This window comes from Paenibacillus dauci, from assembly GCF_000971985.1.
Lineage (GTDB): Bacteria > Bacillota > Bacilli > Paenibacillales > Paenibacillaceae > Saccharibacillus > Saccharibacillus dauci.
Window position 1 is genome coordinate 83680 of record NZ_LAQQ01000009.1, and the last position, 17538, is coordinate 101217.

Annotated in this window: 13 protein-coding genes; 10 read left to right on the top strand and 3 right to left on the bottom strand. The window is 49.4% G+C overall.

The genetic code is table 11. The features are described from left to right. Positions 1 to 342: 342 nt before the first annotated feature. The 3 genes from WH46_RS23605 (at position 343) to WH46_RS21900 (ending at position 3177) form a co-directional block, all read left to right on the top strand. Entirely contained in the window at positions 343 to 1002 is a 660-nt protein-coding gene (locus tag WH46_RS23605; RefSeq protein WP_017814136.1) for a stalk domain-containing protein, read from the top strand. Between the two features lie 262 nt (positions 1003 to 1264). Next, positions 1265 to 2620, top strand: coding sequence for a dipeptidase (locus tag WH46_RS21895; protein ID WP_017814137.1), 1356 nt, complete (start codon positions 1265 to 1267; stop codon positions 2618 to 2620). Positions 2621 to 2973: 353 nt separating this feature from the next. Further along, positions 2974 to 3177 (top strand): hypothetical protein, encoded by a 204-nt coding sequence (locus tag WH46_RS21900; RefSeq protein WP_017814138.1) that lies wholly within the window; start codon positions 2974 to 2976, stop codon positions 3175 to 3177. 251 nt (positions 3178 to 3428) lie between these two features. On the opposite strand, the gene WH46_RS21905 is transcribed toward WH46_RS21900, so the two are convergent. Next, positions 3429 to 4667 carry a MalY/PatB family protein gene (locus WH46_RS21905; protein WP_017814139.1) on the bottom strand — a complete coding sequence of 413 codons (1239 nt, stop codon included), beginning with the start codon at positions 4665 to 4667 and terminating at the stop codon, positions 3429 to 3431. A gap of 241 nt (positions 4668 to 4908) precedes the next feature. Between WH46_RS21905 and WH46_RS21910 the strand changes: the two genes are divergently transcribed. Further along, positions 4909 to 5523 carry a hypothetical protein gene (locus WH46_RS21910; RefSeq protein WP_046228351.1) on the top strand — a complete coding sequence of 205 codons (615 nt, stop codon included), beginning with the start codon at positions 4909 to 4911 and terminating at the stop codon, positions 5521 to 5523. A gap of 228 nt (positions 5524 to 5751) precedes the next feature. Here the strand turns inward: WH46_RS21910 and pgmB are convergent, their stop codons facing one another. Together pgmB and WH46_RS21920 are read right to left on the bottom strand one after the other, a co-directional pair. Continuing rightward, a complete protein-coding gene (pgmB, locus tag WH46_RS21915; protein WP_017814140.1) occupies positions 5752 to 6390 on the bottom strand; it encodes a beta-phosphoglucomutase in 639 nt (212 codons plus the stop codon). Positions 6391 to 6677: 287 nt separating this feature from the next. Then, positions 6678 to 9368: an immunoglobulin-like domain-containing protein gene (locus tag WH46_RS21920; protein ID WP_046228352.1), complete on the bottom strand. Its 2691-nt coding sequence runs from the start codon at positions 9366 to 9368 to the stop codon at positions 6678 to 6680. Between the two features lie 368 nt (positions 9369 to 9736). Here WH46_RS21920 and efeO point away from each other — a divergent pair, with 368 nt between their 5' ends. The 6 genes from efeO (at position 9737) to nagA (ending at position 17304) form a co-directional block, all read left to right on the top strand. Further along, the gene (gene efeO, locus WH46_RS21925; protein ID WP_046228353.1) at positions 9737 to 10630 is read left to right on the top strand and encodes an iron uptake system protein EfeO; all 894 of its coding nucleotides are present in this window, start codon (positions 9737 to 9739) and stop codon (positions 10628 to 10630) included. Positions 10631 to 10633: 3 nt separating this feature from the next. Next, complete coding sequence (gene efeB / locus WH46_RS21930) at positions 10634 to 11986, top strand: iron uptake transporter deferrochelatase/peroxidase subunit (protein ID WP_197088309.1); 1353 nt, start codon at positions 10634 to 10636, stop codon at positions 11984 to 11986. Between the two features lie 202 nt (positions 11987 to 12188). After that, complete coding sequence (locus tag WH46_RS21935) at positions 12189 to 14042, top strand: FTR1 family iron permease (RefSeq protein ID WP_046228354.1); 1854 nt, start codon at positions 12189 to 12191, stop codon at positions 14040 to 14042. A 404-nt stretch (positions 14043 to 14446) separates the two neighbouring features. Continuing rightward, entirely contained in the window at positions 14447 to 15307 is an 861-nt protein-coding gene (locus WH46_RS21940) for a MurR/RpiR family transcriptional regulator (RefSeq protein ID WP_017814146.1), read from the top strand. A gap of 3 nt (positions 15308 to 15310) precedes the next feature. After that, a complete protein-coding gene (gene nagB / locus WH46_RS21945; RefSeq protein ID WP_046228355.1) occupies positions 15311 to 16039 on the top strand; it encodes a glucosamine-6-phosphate deaminase in 729 nt (242 codons plus the stop codon). Further along, complete coding sequence (gene nagA / locus WH46_RS21950; RefSeq protein WP_046228356.1) at positions 16039 to 17304, top strand: N-acetylglucosamine-6-phosphate deacetylase; 1266 nt, start codon at positions 16039 to 16041, stop codon at positions 17302 to 17304. Before nagB ends, nagA begins: the two co-directional genes overlap by 1 nt. Positions 17305 to 17538 lie beyond the last annotated feature (234 nt).

Below are 17538 nucleotides of genomic sequence, written 5' to 3' on the forward strand. Positions count from 1 at the left end.
TACAAACTCCACTCTTACCTTTAACCAATTCAGTGTTTATTGGTTCACTTTTTCTGTAGAACTGCTGAGGGGCTCTATATTACTGCCTTGTCATCTGTTCCCGACCGGACACTTCAACTTGGAAAAACGTATAGTTTTTAGACATATTGTTAATAAGTCTAGACTTTATACAATAAAAGTCTTCCAAATTCCTAAAATAGGACTTCCTGTTTGCCGATGAAAAGAGAAGGGGAGCTTGTCTGGTTACTCTTTTAAGGTAAGACTGCTATCCAAGTCATATCGTATATAAGGTTTATTCAGATGATATATGGCACCTACAATAGAAAAAGGGGAATACACACAATGAAGAAATTAGTAACAGGAGTACTTACCGCAGCCTTACTATTTACCGGCAGTTCTGTCTATGCAGCAAGTTCCAACGTATACGAGCTTACCGAAGCGACTTATCCGATCATGGTCAATGGCAAAGAATATAACGATAGCTCCCTGCCTGCCCTAAGCTATAAAGGAAGTACATATATACCGCTTGCCAATATTGCTTCTCTCACCGGAGTAAAATACAAATGGAACAGTTCACTCAAGCAGGTCGAAATTGGTAATTCAGGCAATTCTGCTGCTATCACCGATCCGGATGCGCAGGTACTGAATCAGATTCTCTCCAGATACAACGGTCCCTATTCCTTTGAATACAGTACCGAAGATATTCCGCCTGCAAGTCCTCCGACCACTTACAATGACTGGATCAACCAGAAGTCAGCCAAAGAGTCTGCGCTGGAAAGTGTCCTGCAAGATGTCAACGATCAATATTATCTGGCTTATGAACTAACAGAAGTTACCTATCCTGTACTTGTTAACGGTCAGCCTTATAATGATGCCAAGCATCCTATTCTGAACTTCCAGAACAGCACTTACATTCCTTTGGCCAAAATCGGCGAACTGACCGGTGTGGACTATAAATGGAACAGTACTCTCAAACAAGTCGAAATCCATACTGCCAAATAATACAAACGTCTTTTCACCAGCACCTCATAATAGGTCTATGCAATCCGCAATAAAGCTATAGGCAGCCCAAACAGGACGCTTTTCTCCGCTATTCAAATGCTGGGAAAAGCGTTCTTTGGCCTGTCTATGATTCCAGATAAACTTGCAGTTTTATTGCCGCCTCCAAAAGTAGTACAATAGGAGGCATAACGCGTTTCATTCCATTCCATTATTATGGATGTTCACAAACACGATACCCACATTCGAGGAGGACGATTCATCTATGAGTTATGCTACATATTTCCAGGAAAATCGCGAACAGCATCTGGCTGAACTAAAAGAGTGGTTATCTATTCCAAGTATCTCCGCCCTGTCCGAGCACAAACCGGATATGCTGCGTGCTGCCGAATGGCTGGCTGCTACCTTGACCCGTGCCGGTCTGGAGAATGTTAAAGTCAATGAAACCGCCGGTCATCCGATCGTAACTGCAGATCATCTGCATGCACCGGGCAAGCCGACTGTTCTCGTATATGGACACTATGATGTTCAACCGGTTGATCCGCTGAACCTGTGGGAGACGCCTCCATTTGAACCAACGATTCGCGGAGACAAGTTGTTCGCCCGCGGCGCTACCGATGACAAAGGCCAGGTATTCCTGCATATCAAAGCCGTAGAAGCGATCCTCAAACAGGAAGGTTCTCTGCCGGTTAATATCAAATTCTGTATCGAAGGTGAAGAGGAAATCTCCAGTGCCAATCTGCCGGGCTTCCTGGAAGCCAACAGCGAAGCACTGGCAGCTGATGCCGTTCTGATCTCCGATACTTCCCTGCTCGAGCGCGGCAAGCCGGCGATCAGTACAGGTCTGCGCGGACTGTGCTCGCTGGAAATCACGATTAATACAGCCAACACCGATCTGCATTCCGGTTCCTTTGGCGGCGGTGTTCCCAATGCGCTGCATGCGATGGTGGAACTGCTCGCTACGCTGCATGACCGTGACGGCAAAGTGCTCGTAGACGGATTCTACGACGATGTACTGCCATTATCCGAGGAGATGCGCGCCGAGTTCGTGAAGCAGGACTTCAACGAGCAGCAGCTGCAGAGTGATCTGGGCCTGGAAGCGCTGCATGGCGAAGAAGGTTACTCCTTTGTCGAGCGTGTAGGTGCGCGTCCAACATTGGAGCTGAACGGCGTATACGGTGGCTTCCAGGGTGAAGGCACCAAGACGGTTATTCCCAAAGAAGCCCATGCCAAAATCACCTGTCGCCTGGTCGCTGACCAGAATCCGCAGGATGTACTGGACAAAATTATTACTCACCTGGAAGCTGTGAAGCCAAATGGTGCCAAACTGACGATTACACCAGGCGAGAAAGCACGTGCCTTCAATATCGATCCATCCGGCGAACTGCTGCAAAAAGCGGCTGACGCGTATGCTGCTGTATACGGTACACGTGCCCTGTTCACCAAAGATGGCGGTTCGATCCCGATCGTGGAAGAATTCTCCCGCGTGATCGCGCCAACTGTTGTGCTGATGGGCTTCGGTCTGCCGGATGAGAATCTGCATGCACCGAACGAACATTTCAATCTGGAGAACTTTGATAAAGGCATGCTGACAATTGTCGAGTTCCTGAATCAGGTATAATTCCAACCGGATTGCAGATCTTCTCCCAGCGGTCGGTTACTACCGACCCTGGGCCTTCAACTCGATCGGATAAGAAAACACCTCATAAATACCATTAAAATGCACTTCTTAAAATAGACATTGGAACCCGCTGGGGTAAACTAATGAACTTTAGGAGGTGTATTTTTTTATGATACAAAGCCTATCTGGTTCCCCTGAGGGAAAATAGAAAGCCGTTAAATGTAATTACCGCTGACTCACTGGAGAACTCCAATTATAAATAATTAAGATTCCATTGCTAGCCGAACTTGATTGTTTATAACAGTCCTGTATTATAGGATGAACATTGCTTCGCAAGGAAAGGAGTATGGTCTATGTCTGAAAATGCAGTATCTTCTGACTCTATGTACATTGGAACATCATTTTTAACTTACTTTCCCTTTATTCAGTGGATTGTCTATTTCATTATGCTTGTAGTAGGCTTTATTTTTCTATTGAAGATCAGTCTTCGGTTAATTAAATATCTTGATTTGTTAATTGAAGAAAAGAAAGCTAAGAAAAACGATTCTGCTATATAAAAGATCGATCAGTTGGACATGTTGAATTTAAAAAAGAAGGAGTGTACAGAATTCAATCCTTCTGTATACTCCTTCTTAATTTAATATTCTACTTAATTCTTATTATAAGCCAGATTCAAACCATTTATTGTAGCCTGACCATTAACTAATTTAGTCTAATTACCAGGTAAGACAATTTGATTGGTTTTACAAGTGATATTTTTCTCTGAAAAGTTGAAATCATTTCTGTACCAGCAGGTCACAACCCGAATTCAGGCATTGGCTTCGCTGGATACCTGTTCAGCAACCTTCGGACTGCCTTCTGTACGCCACTGTTCCAACGCGCTACGAAGACGTTCCATAGCTTCTTCCAGTAGACGACGGGAGCAGGCCACATTCAGACGCATATACCCTTCACCGGCTGTCCCAAAGGCGCGTCCGTCATTAAGCGCAATCCGTGCCTTGTGCAGCAGGAAGGATACCAGATCCGCCTGTTCCATGCCCAGCTTGCGGAAATCTATCCACATCAGGTAGGTCGCTTCTGGCATATTCACCGACACTTCCGGCAGATGCTCAGTGATGTACTGCTGTACATATTCCATATTGGCACGCATATACTGCATACACTGTTCCAGCCATTCGTGGCCTTCCGTATAAGCAGCCTCTGTCGCTGCCGCACCGAACTGGCTAATATGTCCCACGCCAAAGTTGTTGATCTTCAGCGCAAACGCATCACGCAGCTCCGGATTCGGAATAATCACATTGGATGTATTCAATCCGGCAATATTAAACGTCTTGCTCGGTGCGGTACAGATAATACTGCGGTTCTTCGCCTGCTCGGAAAGCATCGCATATGGAATATGCTGGTTCGGTTCAAAGACAAGATCGCCATGGATTTCATCCGATACTACAATCACATTGTATTTCTCGCACAGCGCATCCACACGCTCCAGCTCTTCCCGGCTCCATACCCGGCCGATCGGATTATGCGGACTGCAGAGGATCAGCAGTTTTACTTGGTCACTGCTCAGTGCCTGTTCCAGCTGCTCCAGATCCATTACATACTCACCGTTCTCCTGCAGCTGGAGCGGATTCTCGACAACTTCGCGTCCATGACCAGTCACTACGCTGTAAAACGGAGGATATACCGGGGTCTGGATAACCACTTGATCGCCATGCTCGGTAAAAGTCTGCACCGCAAAATTCAGTGCAGTCACTACTCCCGGCGTAAATACGACCCAATCCTTTTCAATCTCCCAGCCGTGTCTGTTTTTCATCCACTCCTGAAGAGCACGGTAATAATTTTCCGATTGGAAAGAGTAACCGACTACGCCGTGTTCTGCACTTTTCTTGAGTGCATTCTGTACCGATTCCGGTGCGGCAAAGTCCATATCCGCTACCCACAGCGGCAGTACATCCTCTGTACCGAATAACTTCTGCAGCTGGTCCCATTTGGCCGAGTTGGTATTGATCCGCTCCGGGGGATGATCAAAACGTTGTGTATAGTCCATCTGTTAACCTCCGTTTCGGCGCGTATGCTGTCTGATGCCTCGCATAGTCACGCTCCATATTTAGCAGGATGCCATCCAGGCACACCCTTTATCCCAAAATGAAATCAAGATTAGCCTTATCATAACATGTTTGCAAGTAAGGGAAAACATGGACTGACGTCACGCAGACACTGTAAAATAGAACCAAATATTGTATCTGCATATATGAACGGATTGCCGATCCTACCCAAAGGAGGCTACCATGTTAAAACGTTTTGTATGGAAAGAAAATGATATCTATTCGATCCAGCTCACCGGAGAACAGTATATTCTGGCACAATTGCTGACCAAACCCTATGCTGCCTTTTTTAATATTCAGAGTGCCTCAGCAGATTTCAGTGATGCTGCTGTAGATATCCGGCAGGCTGCTCCACTGGGTGTCTGCATGGTATTAAAGGACTTTTTCAAAAAATGTGCTATACACAAAATGCCCGCTTCCGTGGGATATAGACAGGAAATCGCTATTCCGGAGCTATTTATAAGCCCGGACAGAGAGCAGTGGTTCCAGCGCTCCGAGGTTAACGAAGCAGAGCGAATATATAATCTGGTCCGTATTGATCCGGTAGCTGGTGATCAGGGGATTATAGGCAATGAGATTGTCATATATGATATTGTCAGGCATCATCCTGAGCTCGTACATACCTATGAGATGGTTGGATATAATACCGGCTATGAACTGATTCGTCGTTTGCTGCTTTCGGTAGAGCATAACCGCTGGATAGACCCTGCCAGAGAAAAATTGCTGGTTGGCCAAGATCTTTATCCTTTGCAGACGCTGGACGAATTATGGCATATCGGCGTCCCCCGCTATGTATAGCTCACCGAAGATAACCGGCTGGAAAAGACAGGCAGATGTGAAGATCATCCATTGCACTATCGAAAAATAATGCCAAAACCATGAAAATAATGATCCGCGATTCTATCACAAAAACCAGACTGCCGTTGATGACAGTCTGGTTTTTATTTCTGTGTGTTGTTTGTGCTTCGTGTTGCCGATCATTATTCACAAATGCTTCTGTCTGTTCGGTCAGATCCGATCTACCTTTTAAATCAAATCCAGAATCTCGTCTACACGTTCCAGACGGTAATCGGCATCCTGGGAATGCAGTCCTGCATCACCGACAGCAGCCACGTTCATGCCGCCGGCAATCGCTGCCTGTACACCAGCTTCCGCATCTTCTACGACAAGGCATTCTTCCGGCGGTACACCAAGACGTTCGGCTGCCAGCAGGAATACTTCCGGATCGGGCTTGCTGCGGGTAATATCATTACCGTCTGCTACTGCATCAAATGCATCGGCCAATCCGATCTGCTTGAGGATCGTAGGTGTATTTTTGCTGGAGGAACCAATCGCGATTTTGACACCGCGTTTTTTCAGTTCATCGATTGTATGTTTGGCTCCCGGCAGCAGATCATCCGGTTTTACTTCAGACAGGGATTCCCTGTAGTATGTGTTTTTACGTTCGGCCAGTGCGATTTTCTCTTCCGGAGTGTAGGTACGCTCTGCCTTTTCCAGAATAATCTCCAGGCTCTCCATCCGGCTCACACCGCGCAGACGGTTGTTGATCGTCTCATTGAACTTGATACCTTCTTCGTCGCTCATCTTTTTCCAAGCCTGATAATGGTACTGATCGGTAGATACGATAACTCCATCCAAATCGAATATTACAGCTTTGATCGTCATAATTGCTTCCTCCTCTGATTCGCTTTCTGTTCGTCAGCTTGCTGGATCATTATGAATGATGAAATCCTACTGATATATGGAATATAAACAGATTCGATGAAAAGCAAGCTGGTTCCTGTTATTAAATATGCAGTATGTATGAAGCAAAAATGCCAAATCCCGCAGTAAACAGGCAAATCCGGCAGGAATAAGAACCTGCCGGATTTTTTGCGGAAATATTCAATGGATGATATACAGGTCTATCTGCAGCAGCATATCTGACTGCTTCATCGTACCTTGCTGCGCACTTACTGTCTGGAGACTGACACATACCCAAAGTCCGGCAGTAGACTGCCCAGTTGGTCCTTGAGCTGCTCGGGAGCACCTCCATTTGTTTTTGCATATTTGATCTGTACATTACTGCCGCCAGCAAGCGCTTGTCTGAGATTCGCGTAGTATGGATCGTTAAGATTGATCCGCAGTATATGACGCTGCGACAGATCACTGCCGGCAGGCTGGACAAAACCACGTAGTGGATAATCGGTACCATCTACTCGTACCGTCACCCCTGCGAGCATGCCTGGCTGATCACTAAAAGCATAATTTTGGGCAAATGTCAGCCGAAGCTGTGCACTAGCAGCCGTGTAAATGACTGATGGGGCACCGGGTTTTGGCATCTCGATAATCGTGGTACGGAGCCGATCCGGCGGATACAGATCGCCAACCCAATCATGAATATTGTCTGTATTGAACCAGAAGACAGGCTTCTCTCCCGATGCCGGAAGCGGCTGGGCAAAATCCATCACAAAATGGAAGCCCGTCTGCAGACGATTAGTTGTATCGACTGAATTGAAATATTCGGTCGGCACGTAGACCGGATGATAATCGGTACCATTGATACGGACATTCAGCCGATTCTTGAATTCATCGATGTCCATCTCGGTGTTGCTGTGGAATCCCCAACCAGGCAGTATATTGATGCTCAGCTTGGTACGGTCCGAACTGAGTACGGCATCTGCCACATCATAATTACCTACAAATCCTACCGGTTCATCCTGGAACATATCTACCGGATGATAGTATTTATCGGTGGTGAGCCGATCTCCATGATAGCTTAACTGCAGCCCGGAGAGGTCGACAGGCGTAATATCCTTGACCTGGAGGATAATCGCATAACGATCCCGATAGATGCCCCATCGACTCTCAATCCGCGTTGGCGGCGCCACGCTTACCTTGGTAATCTGCCCACGACTGAGCTGGTAATCGCTACTCAGTGGCAGCTGATCGGCTGCCCACTCTTCCGGGTATACGTAGAGGGGACGATCATAATAGACGTAGATCGTATCGAGTGCACGGTTAATATAGATATTTTCGAGTTCTGCCGATTGATATACGGCACGATCCCGATAGATCTGGTTGTACTGCACCATCGTAACCGCCGGAGAGACGTACTGCCTGGATTTGTCCACAATCACAAAACCGACGCGTGCATAATGAAAACCGGTGCTGTCAATATCGATACCTGTATTGATATCCTGTACCTTGCCTACCTGTGCAGCTGTAATATTCTGATACGGCCAGGCCACGGCATTGGCAGACGCTCTGTACGTATTGCCTCCATGCCCTTCCATAACCGCCTGAACCGTTAATACCGCTCTATCTTCGTCGTACATGATAACCGGTGTACCTTTGGAGACGACCATATAGACTTCTCCCGGTTGGCTCAATGCATAACGGGCATGAATCTGTCCATTTTTTACATACATCTCCGGGTACCCTTTTTGAAAATAAGGATCTGCTTGTCCAACGATCCCCACAGATGTTGACCCTTCTGCCTGAACAAGCAGCGCATAGCTCTTGGTGGCGACGACCTGATCGCTGAGAATGGCTGTCAGTGTAACTTCCTGGTCATCACGTGCTGCCCGGGAGACTACACCTGCGCTGGTCATAACAGCATCATTATCGCTTTTCCAGCTGATCGTTACGCCTGGATACTCCGGCAGTGAAGCGGGCAGCTTGAGCGACCCTCGCAGGGTACGCTTGTCGGCAGGGAAATACCGTGATTCAATCGCCGTGAAAATCTGCTCTGCTTTGCCGGAGCGGGCAATCTTCTCGGTTGGCGGGCTCAGTGCAGATCCACTGGCTGTCTGTTCATTCGTCTGAATATGGACACGAATGAACTTGCCGGCATCCTCTTCGACCGGACGATACTGGGAAGCTGTCGCTCCCTTGATTACAATATAGGCTCCAGCGGCAGAGTTACTGCGATACCACTGGTAACGTACAGCAGGAGCTTGACCGGATAGTGGACGGCCATAGCCAATTTCTCCGGCACTCAGCAGCGCACCCACTTCGGCAGGTCCCTTAATCGCGCCGATCTTCTCGACCGTTACTGTGCCTGCAGGACGGTACACCATGAATACGTTGACATCTGCATAACCTGGTCTTGCAAACAGCAGCTCAAATGGAGCAATTCGGCTGGCCGATGACAGATCCAGCTTGAATACAAATTGACCGGTTCCGCTACCTGTCACCGAATCGGTAACATACGAGATTGGATAGGGCTGACCATTCACCGTCAGCTTCACCCCGGAAGACGAATCCAGCGGACGGCCAGCACTATCGGTCAGGCTGATCGTGGTATATACAGAATAAGTAACCGACGTAACACTGCGGCGCAGCGCCTGCGAACTGGTCAGTACATACTCATAGCTGTTTTTCTGGATCAACGATCGGTCCCTTGCAGCTATACTGATCGCTTCATTGTTCGCCTGGGTCGCCGGATCGACAGGAAGCTGCGTACCGGTGCCGATATCTTCATATTTGGCTAGTCCGACATGAAATACCGAAGGGCTGACAGCCGGTGCCATATCGCTATTGTCTGCAGATGGGGAAGATAACGTTGCTTCCGGCGCAGCGAGCGAATAACCCGAATTGGAAATGAGCAGCAGGATGGCACAGAGCCATACCAACCATGTATACCGTTTACGCTTGTTCATCCGACACTCTCCTCTGGCATTTTGGATATGTAGTGGAATCTGGATGCAGATACTGCGGTCTTACTGGATATAACAAACCTGAACTCCCTCCTTTTACATTCATTTATAGCGGAAAGTAACAGATCAATCCGCCTGCTTCAGATACACACACTGCACTATGAACAGCGGACATACCTAAGCAAATTAATAATACCATAATGTTATTATTAATACTTTATTATCTTAATATGGTTAAATAAGTAATTAATATCAAAAAAGACGGGTGTTCTGTCGCATTTTACATAAAAAATATTGACGTTGCAGGGTTTCCACACTATGATATATACATTATTGAGAACGATTATCATTATTGAGGAGTGTTTGAATTTATGAAAGCACGTTACACCCTGCCTGCGGTTCTGCTGTTATCATCTGTACTGTTCGCAGCCTGCGGCAACAAGGAAGAAGCACAACCAGCAGCAAACAATACACAGACAAGCCCAACTACAGCGGCGGCTACCGATACCAAGGCTGCGGCACCTGCTGCTTCTGCAGCTGATTTCAAAGATGCTACCGAGCAATATCGTACCTATGCGATCAGTGAGATTGATGCTTTCGTAACGGAGACCGAGAAATTTACGGAAGCGGTCAAAGCCGGCAAGATGGACGAAGCGAAAAAGCTGTACGCACCGGCACGTATGCACTATGAGCGTATCGAACCGATTGCCGAAGCACTGGGCAATCTGGATCCGGATATTGATGCCCGCCAGGGAGACGTGGATGACAAGGACTGGCGTGGATTCCATAAAATCGAACAAGGCCTGTGGGAAAAGAAAACAACAGACGGCATGAGCGAATATGCAGATCGTCTGCTGCAGGATGCCAAGCTGCTTCGTGCCAAAGTCGAGACAGTCGATATTGATGCAGGACTGCTCGTTACCGGAGCGGTAGAACTGCTGAACGAGGTCTCTTCTTCCAAAGTAACCGGTGAAGAAGAACGTTATTCCCACACCGATCTGTATGACTTTGTAGCCAATGTAGAGGGTGCACAGAAAATCTACGAGATCCTGAAGCCAAATCTGGCAGCAAAAGATCCTGCTCTGGAGAAACAGATCGGCGAGAAATTCGAAGCGCTGAACAAGGAACTGGCTCCGTTTGCAACCAAAGACGGTGGCTATGTAACTTACGATAAATTAAGCAAAGAAGACGTACGTACACTGAGCCAGAACCTGGATGCACTGGCTGAACCATTATCCCAAATGGGAACAATCCTGGGAGTGTAAGACATGAGTAAGAAGAAAAACGATGAACAACAACTGAATCCAACCCCTGATGCCGGACAGGAGTCTTCTTCCCTGTTCCGCAAGCCTGTGAGCCGCCGCGATATGCTGCGGCTTGCTGGCGCTTCCGGTGTAGGGCTGCTGCTGGGCGGCTCGGGCGCTTTTGGTATTATGGCAGCGACCGGAGCAACCAAGCAGCCCGCTTCCGACAAACCGGGTAGTCCGGATAATGTGACTACCGGTATACCGGATGCGAACCGGTATGACTTTTATGGACAGCATCAGACCGGGATTACGACACCGAGTCAGAATTTTATGTGCTTTGCTTCCTTTGATCTGACCGTCAGTGATGCAGCCGGACTGAGAAATCTTCTGCAGGCATGGACGCGGGCTTCCGCTTCCCTGATGGCCGGCGAACTGCTGGATGGACAAAATGAAAATCTGAATCTGCCACCTGCCGATACAGGTGAAGCGGCAGGGCTCACGCCTTCGCGGATTACGATTACGTTTGGCGCCGGTCCAAGCCTGTTTGACCATCGCTTTGGTCTGGCGGGCAAAAAGCCTGCCGGCTTCGGCGATCTGCCTCCTTTTAACGGGGATAATCTGATGCCGGAATGGTGTGGTGGTGATCTGGGAGTGCAGATCTGCGCGGATGATATGCAGGTCGCTTTCCACGGGATGCGCAACCTGATCCGGATCGCCAGAGGTTCAGCCGTGCTCCGCTGGAGTCAGGAAGGCTTCCAGCGCTCGACCGAATCCGATCCGAACAAGGCGACACCGCGCAATCTGATGGGCTTCAAGGATGGTACCGCCAATCCAAGTGTGCAGGACGCGGCAATGATGAACGAAGTGGTCTGGGTACAGCCGGAAGACGGAGCAGGCTGGATGACTGGCGGCTCCTATATGGCCGTGCGACGTATCCGGATGCGGATCGAAGTCTGGGATCGCTCCAGCCTGTCCGATCAGGAGAATACATTCGGCCGCTACCGGGTTAGCGGTGCACCGCTCGGCTCGCAGCATGAATTTGACCGCGGCGATATGGAAGCCAAGGACGCTTCCGGCAAACCGGTGATTCCGATGAACTCCCATATGCGTGTAGCACGAGGAGACGGCAAAATGCAGATTCTGCGCCGTCCTTACTCTTATTCGAGCGGTATGGATAATACGACCGGACAGCTGGATGCAGGACTCTTTTTTATCAGTTATCAGCGCAGTCTGGAGAAGCAATTTATTCCCATGCAGCAGCGGCTCGCCCAGATTGATGCGCTGAACGAATATATTCAGCATATCGGCAGTGCTACTTTTGCCTGCTTCCCCGGCGTTCGCCAGGGCGGATATATCGGCGATACCCTGCTGTAAATCAACCATCAGCCCCATGCCAACATACACGACTGTATAACAGGCTATGCTATGGAACCGTGTCTTCGTTCATTCGCTCACAGGAGTGGACGAAGACATTGCTATATCTATACGTCTGCAAATCCGTATCCACCAGACTATATGTACATTCAATAATAATAGAAGAAGTTTTTATTTTTACGAGGAAATGAGGAATTCGGTTATGCGCAATACCGCCTGGTTTATCCGTCTTATCAGCTGTACCTGTCTGCTCGTGCTCGCGATCGGACTCAGCCCGGCAGCTTCACAGCCATTTGTCTATAACTGGCTGACTGCTGCACCGGTTATGCATGTAGCGGCAGCCGAAGAAGCGCCTACTGCAGACAGTCTGCTGCCGGTTGTCGGCAGTGCCCTCGTCGATGCCGGTCAGCAAAAATGGGCCGATGCTTCACAGGAATTGGACACATTCGCTGCCGGTTGGGCATCGCTGGATACATCGGCAGCACCTCAGCAGGCCGCTGAAGTGAACACCGCTCTCCAGGCTGCCCAGCAAGCCCTGCAAAATGCCAAATCCGATCCTGATGCATCCGTATCTGCACTCGGTACACTTGCCCGTGCCGTGAACAGCTATGCAGAAGCGGGGAATGCCGGTGCCGATTCCGCTCAGGGCAAAGGTCCTTCTGCCAAAGGCACACAGGCGGTTCGTATTATCCTGCCGCTCGCCGATCAGACGATCGGACATATCAAGCAGCAGGACTGGACAGCCGCCCAGACCAGCTACAAGCAGATTGTCGATGCATGGCCGGATGTGGAAAGTGCGATTCGTGCGGATAATTTTACGGTCTACAGCCAGCTGGAGACCAAGATGAGTATGATCCGCGTCTCCCTGCAGGCCGATCCGCCGCGTGAGGAACAGGCACAGAAAGAGACCCAGGCGCTAATCGATCTGCTAAATCACTATCTATCCGGTGAAGTAGCCGATACCGCTCCTGCCAGCGGCAGTGTACGCTTGACCGATGCGGTTGCCCTACTCCAGCAGGTGCAGACAGCGGCAGGTCAGCAGGATGCAGCAACCGCCACAGACCGGATGCAGCAATTTATTACGATGTGGCCGCTGGTGGAAGGCGAAGTGCAGATTTCTTCCTCCACCACTTATACATCAATCGAGAATGAAATGTCCGAAGTGCAGGGCTATCTGGTATCCAGTCCTCCTGCCTGGGACAAAGCCAACAACGTATTAACGACGATGCTGGGCGAACTGACACCGATCACCTCCAAAACTTCTTATACCGCATGGGATGCAGCCATCATCCTGCTGCGTGAAGGCATGGAAGCGATCCTCGTACTCGCCGCCCTGCTCGCTTATGCCAAGCGCAGCGGCAGCCGTCAGGCGGGTCGCTGGATCTGGTCGGGCGCGCTGTCCGGTCTGATTCTCAGCGGCGTGATGGCAGCCATCTTCGTGTATGCTTTTGCCCAGATGGCAACGAGCGGCAGTACACGCGAGATGATTGAAGGTATTACCGGACTGATTGCTGTTGTACTGATGCTCAGCGTCGGCAACTGGCTGCACCAGAAGGCTAATCTGCAAAACTGGAATAGCTATATTGCCAGTCAGGTCAGCGGCGCACTTCAGCGTGGCAGCCTGTGGTCACTGGCGGCTGTATCCGGACTTGCTATTCTGCGTGAAGGTGCAGAGACCGCCATTTTCTATATCGGTATGGCTCCGGCAATCGAACTGTCCCAGCTGCTGCTCGGGATCGGGCTGGCACTGGTGATTCTGATTATTGTAGCGGTACTCATTATCCGCTTCAGTGTAAAGCTTCCAGTGCGTCCGTTCTTCCTGACTGCGACTGTGCTGATCTATTATCTGGTCTTCCGTTTCCTCGGGGAAAGTATTCATTCCCTGCAGGTCGCCGGACAATTCCCGGCGCATAATGCCTCTGGATTGCCTTCGGTAGGATGGATCGGCATGTATCCGACCTGGGAGACCTTTATCCCGCAGATGATCGTGCTTCTCTTTATGCTGTGGAAACTGATTCTGCCGGAATATCGCAAATATCGTCAATCCGCTGCCTGATGTCGATAGGCCGATAAGCAAATCGATCAACGGTTAATTGATATCTGAACAGCACAATATAATAAGCAGCTTAAGCACTATTTGAATATCCAAAAGCCATTCTGTTGATCGATACAGCGATCTGCAGAATGGCTTTTTATTTGGGTCGTATCCAGGGATTTTCCGGATATTATTTTACTGAATATAAGCGCTTTTTCATGCCTCATATATTCCTGTATTCTTTTGTCCAAAATGTATTGCATTCCCTATGCTCCTCGGCTATGATGGACTCAAAGAAAATTATTTTCTTAAATAAATCTACATTATAAAAATTATTTTCACAAACTCTTTGATGCGCTTTTACAATGATTTGACCTTTAGGGGTTGAACAGGTACGTTCTTATCTCAGGAAAGGAGGAATCCGTATGTCTCCCATTTTGCATGTACTGGAGCAGGGTCTGGACAAATTGTCTCCACAGGAACGGAGGCTCGCGCATTATATTTTGCAGCAGCCTTCCTCCGTTATCCGGCTGGGTATTACACAGCTGGCGAACCAATGTGGCATCAGCCCGGCGACAGTAACACGCTTTTGCAAAACATTCAATTTCGAAGGCTTTCCCGATTTCAAAATGAAGCTGGCCGGTGAGCTCGCACAGCAGTCGGTACCCAGCTCGTATCAGGATATTATCGCCGGCAATCCGCTGGCCGAGATCGTCAAAGCGATTGAGTCCAATCATGTCACCTCGATCAATGATACGACCCGGCTGCTGAATCTGCCCAAGCTGGAACAGGCCATCGGCTATCTGACCCGGGCGCGGCGAATCGATCTGTACGGCATCGCCACTTCTTCCATTGTGGCGCAAGACTTTTACCAAAAACTGATCCGGATCGGCAAGAATTGTACCGCCTTTGCGGACTCTCATATGCAGATCACTTCCGCCTCCACCCTGTCTTCTGAAGATGTGGCGCTGGCGATCTCATATTCCGGCGAGACGCGGGAGACGATCGATGCACTGACCTGCGCCCGCGAGAACGGCGCTACCGTCCTGTCACTCACCCAGTATAGCTCCAACCCACTGGCTGCGATGGCGGATATCTCCCTGTTCGCTTCTTCTCTGGAAAAAGGTGTTCGGCGTGGCGATATGGCTTCCCGGATTGCCCAACTTCATATTATCGATATTCTGTTTACCGGTATGATTAGTGCCCAGTTCAATGACTCTGTCAACAAGCTGGAGCTGTCTTATAAAAATGTGCGGCGCTACCGCAAAGACTCAGGAGGGTTATGATCCATGGTTAATCTCGTCAAAGCAAGCAAGCAAGAAGATTTTGGTAAAGTTGCAGCGTATATCGTATCCAGTCTCGTGCAGACTTCCCCGCGTGCGGTGCTTGGACTCGCTACTGGCGGTACGCCTGTCGACCTGTACAAAGAACTGATCAATATTTTCAATCAGGGCGTCATCAGCTTCTCCAAAGTAAAAACATTCAACCTTGATGAATATGTAGGACTGCCTGCGGATCATCCGGCTTCCTATCGTGCATTTATGGACAAGCATCTATTCGATCATATTGATATCGATATGGACAATACGCATGTACCGAACGGACAGGCTGCCGATCCGGCTCAGGAATGCAGTCGCTACGATGCCATGCTGTCCGAATCGGTGATTGACCTGCAGGTACTGGGCATCGGACATAACGGCCATATCGGATTCAATGAACCGGCGGACCAGCTGATGCCGGGAACTCACGTAGTCGACCTGCTGCCGGAGACGCGCGAAGCAAACGCACGTTATTTCCAGTCGGTGGATGAAGTGCCTGCACAGGCGATCACAATGGGCGTAGGTACCATTATGAAATCACGCCAGATTCTGCTGATGGTACGCGGCGCAGACAAAGCCGAGATTATCCATCGCGCGCTGACCGGTCCAATTACAACGCTGTGCCCTGCTTCCCTGCTGCAGCTGCATCCGAATGTGACGGTGCTGATGGATGGAGAAGCCGGGAGGTTGTTCGGATAATGTCTACTCCTACATCAAGTTCAACATCAGCGACGTATCAGATTGTTAATGGCCGGATCGTTACACCCACGCAAATTATCGATAATGGCGTTGTGCAGGTAGAAAGCGGCATTATTCGTTATGCAGGAACAGCTGCACAAGCACCTGCATTCCCATCTGCGATTGGTGGAACTGTCCAGCAGATGGATAATATGAAAAGCGATTCGGATGTTTCCAAACCCGATGAGATGACTTACGATGCAGCTGGCGGTCTTGTCGTGCCGGGATTTATCGATATCCATGTGCATGGCGGAATGGGACAGGACTTTATGGATTCGAATCCCGAAGTACTGGATACAATCACAAATTTCCATGCCAGTCAGGGAACGACAGCCATTCTCGCTACGACAATGACTGCTCCGCATGATGATATCGACCGGGTACTGGAGCAGGTGCATGCCTATGTGCAGGCTGACCAAATGCCCGGCGCTCAGGTAGAAGGCGTTCATCTGGAAGGTCCCTTTATCAGTCCGCAGTGGCCGGGTGCACAGAATCCCGGACATATCGTACTGCCCAATGTAGAGTGGCTGGAACAGTGGCATGCCGCTTATCCCGGTCTGATCAAGCAGCTTACCCTGGCACCGGAACGCGAAGGCGCGCTGGAACTGATCCGCTGGCTACGAGAACATCAGATTACCGCAGCAGCCGGCCACACCGATGCAACCTATGAGCAGATTATGGATGCAGTCGATGCCGGTCTGAATCATGCGGTGCATACCTTTAACGCCATGACACCGCTGCATCACCGCAAGCCGGGCGTCGCCGGTGCAGTGCTGGGTACACCTGCCATTCATGCCGAGATTATCGCGGACGGTATTCATGTGCATCCGGCAGCGGTTGCCCTGCTCGCCCAGCTCAAGCAGGATCATAATCTGATTCTGATCACCGATGCCATGTCGGCAGCCGGTCTGGGTGATGGGGACTATATGCTCGGCGATCAGCCGGTCAAAGTCATCAACGGCGTCGCTACCCTGCCGGAAGACAGTGGTACCCTGGCAGGCAGCCGCCTGACCATGATCGAAGGATTCCGCTTCCTGATCGAAAAGGCTGGATTGTCCATCCTGCGCGCTTCCGAAGCTGCCAGTGGCAACCCGGCACGCCAGCTGGGGATCTATGACCAGACAGGCAGCCTTGAAGTAGGCAAGCGCGCCGATATTCTGGTACTGGACGAACAGATGGAACTGCAGCAGATCTTTATCAAAGGTCGTAAATTTAAAGCTCAGTAATTGGCGCTTTTTATACCAAGGATCAAATTTATCCTAACAAAAAGCATCCTCAGGCTGAGAGTAGAAATAAACTGTTCTTCTTATTCAATTCCATATGACCCGCTCCTTGCTATTTACCTATCGCAGGGAGCACCTACATATCTTCCCAATCTGCGCATAGTCTGATATTGTACATTAAAGTCATAATGCCATCAAAAGGATATGCACTGCCAGCGAAGCATTTACCGTAAGTAA

What these genes read in the sequence shown, in the direction of transcription:
- efeB (WP_197088309.1), top strand. Translation starts at nt 10,634, where the DNA reads ATGAGTAAGAAGAAAAACGATGAACAACAACTGAATCCAACCCCTGAT.
- efeO (WP_046228353.1), top strand. Translation starts at nt 9,737, where the DNA reads ATGAAAGCACGTTACACCCTGCCTGCGGTTCTGCTGTTATCATCTGTA.
- WH46_RS21910 (WP_046228351.1), top strand. Translation starts at nt 4,909, where the DNA reads ATGTTAAAACGTTTTGTATGGAAAGAAAATGATATCTATTCGATCCAG.
- WH46_RS21935 (WP_046228354.1), top strand. Translation starts at nt 12,189, where the DNA reads ATGCGCAATACCGCCTGGTTTATCCGTCTTATCAGCTGTACCTGTCTG.
- WH46_RS23605 (WP_017814136.1), top strand. Translation starts at nt 343, where the DNA reads ATGAAGAAATTAGTAACAGGAGTACTTACCGCAGCCTTACTATTTACC.
- nagA (WP_046228356.1), top strand. Translation starts at nt 16,039, where the DNA reads ATGTCTACTCCTACATCAAGTTCAACATCAGCGACGTATCAGATTGTT.
- WH46_RS21900 (WP_017814138.1), top strand. Translation starts at nt 2,974, where the DNA reads ATGTCTGAAAATGCAGTATCTTCTGACTCTATGTACATTGGAACATCA.
- WH46_RS21920 (WP_046228352.1), bottom strand. Translation starts at nt 9,368, where the DNA reads ATGAACAAGCGTAAACGGTATACATGGTTGGTATGGCTCTGTGCCATC.
- WH46_RS21905 (WP_017814139.1), bottom strand. Translation starts at nt 4,667, where the DNA reads ATGGACTATACACAACGTTTTGATCATCCCCCGGAGCGGATCAATACC.
- pgmB (WP_017814140.1), bottom strand. Translation starts at nt 6,390, where the DNA reads ATGACGATCAAAGCTGTAATATTCGATTTGGATGGAGTTATCGTATCT.
- nagB (WP_046228355.1), top strand. Translation starts at nt 15,311, where the DNA reads ATGGTTAATCTCGTCAAAGCAAGCAAGCAAGAAGATTTTGGTAAAGTT.
- WH46_RS21940 (WP_017814146.1), top strand. Translation starts at nt 14,447, where the DNA reads ATGTCTCCCATTTTGCATGTACTGGAGCAGGGTCTGGACAAATTGTCT.
- WH46_RS21895 (WP_017814137.1), top strand. Translation starts at nt 1,265, where the DNA reads ATGAGTTATGCTACATATTTCCAGGAAAATCGCGAACAGCATCTGGCT.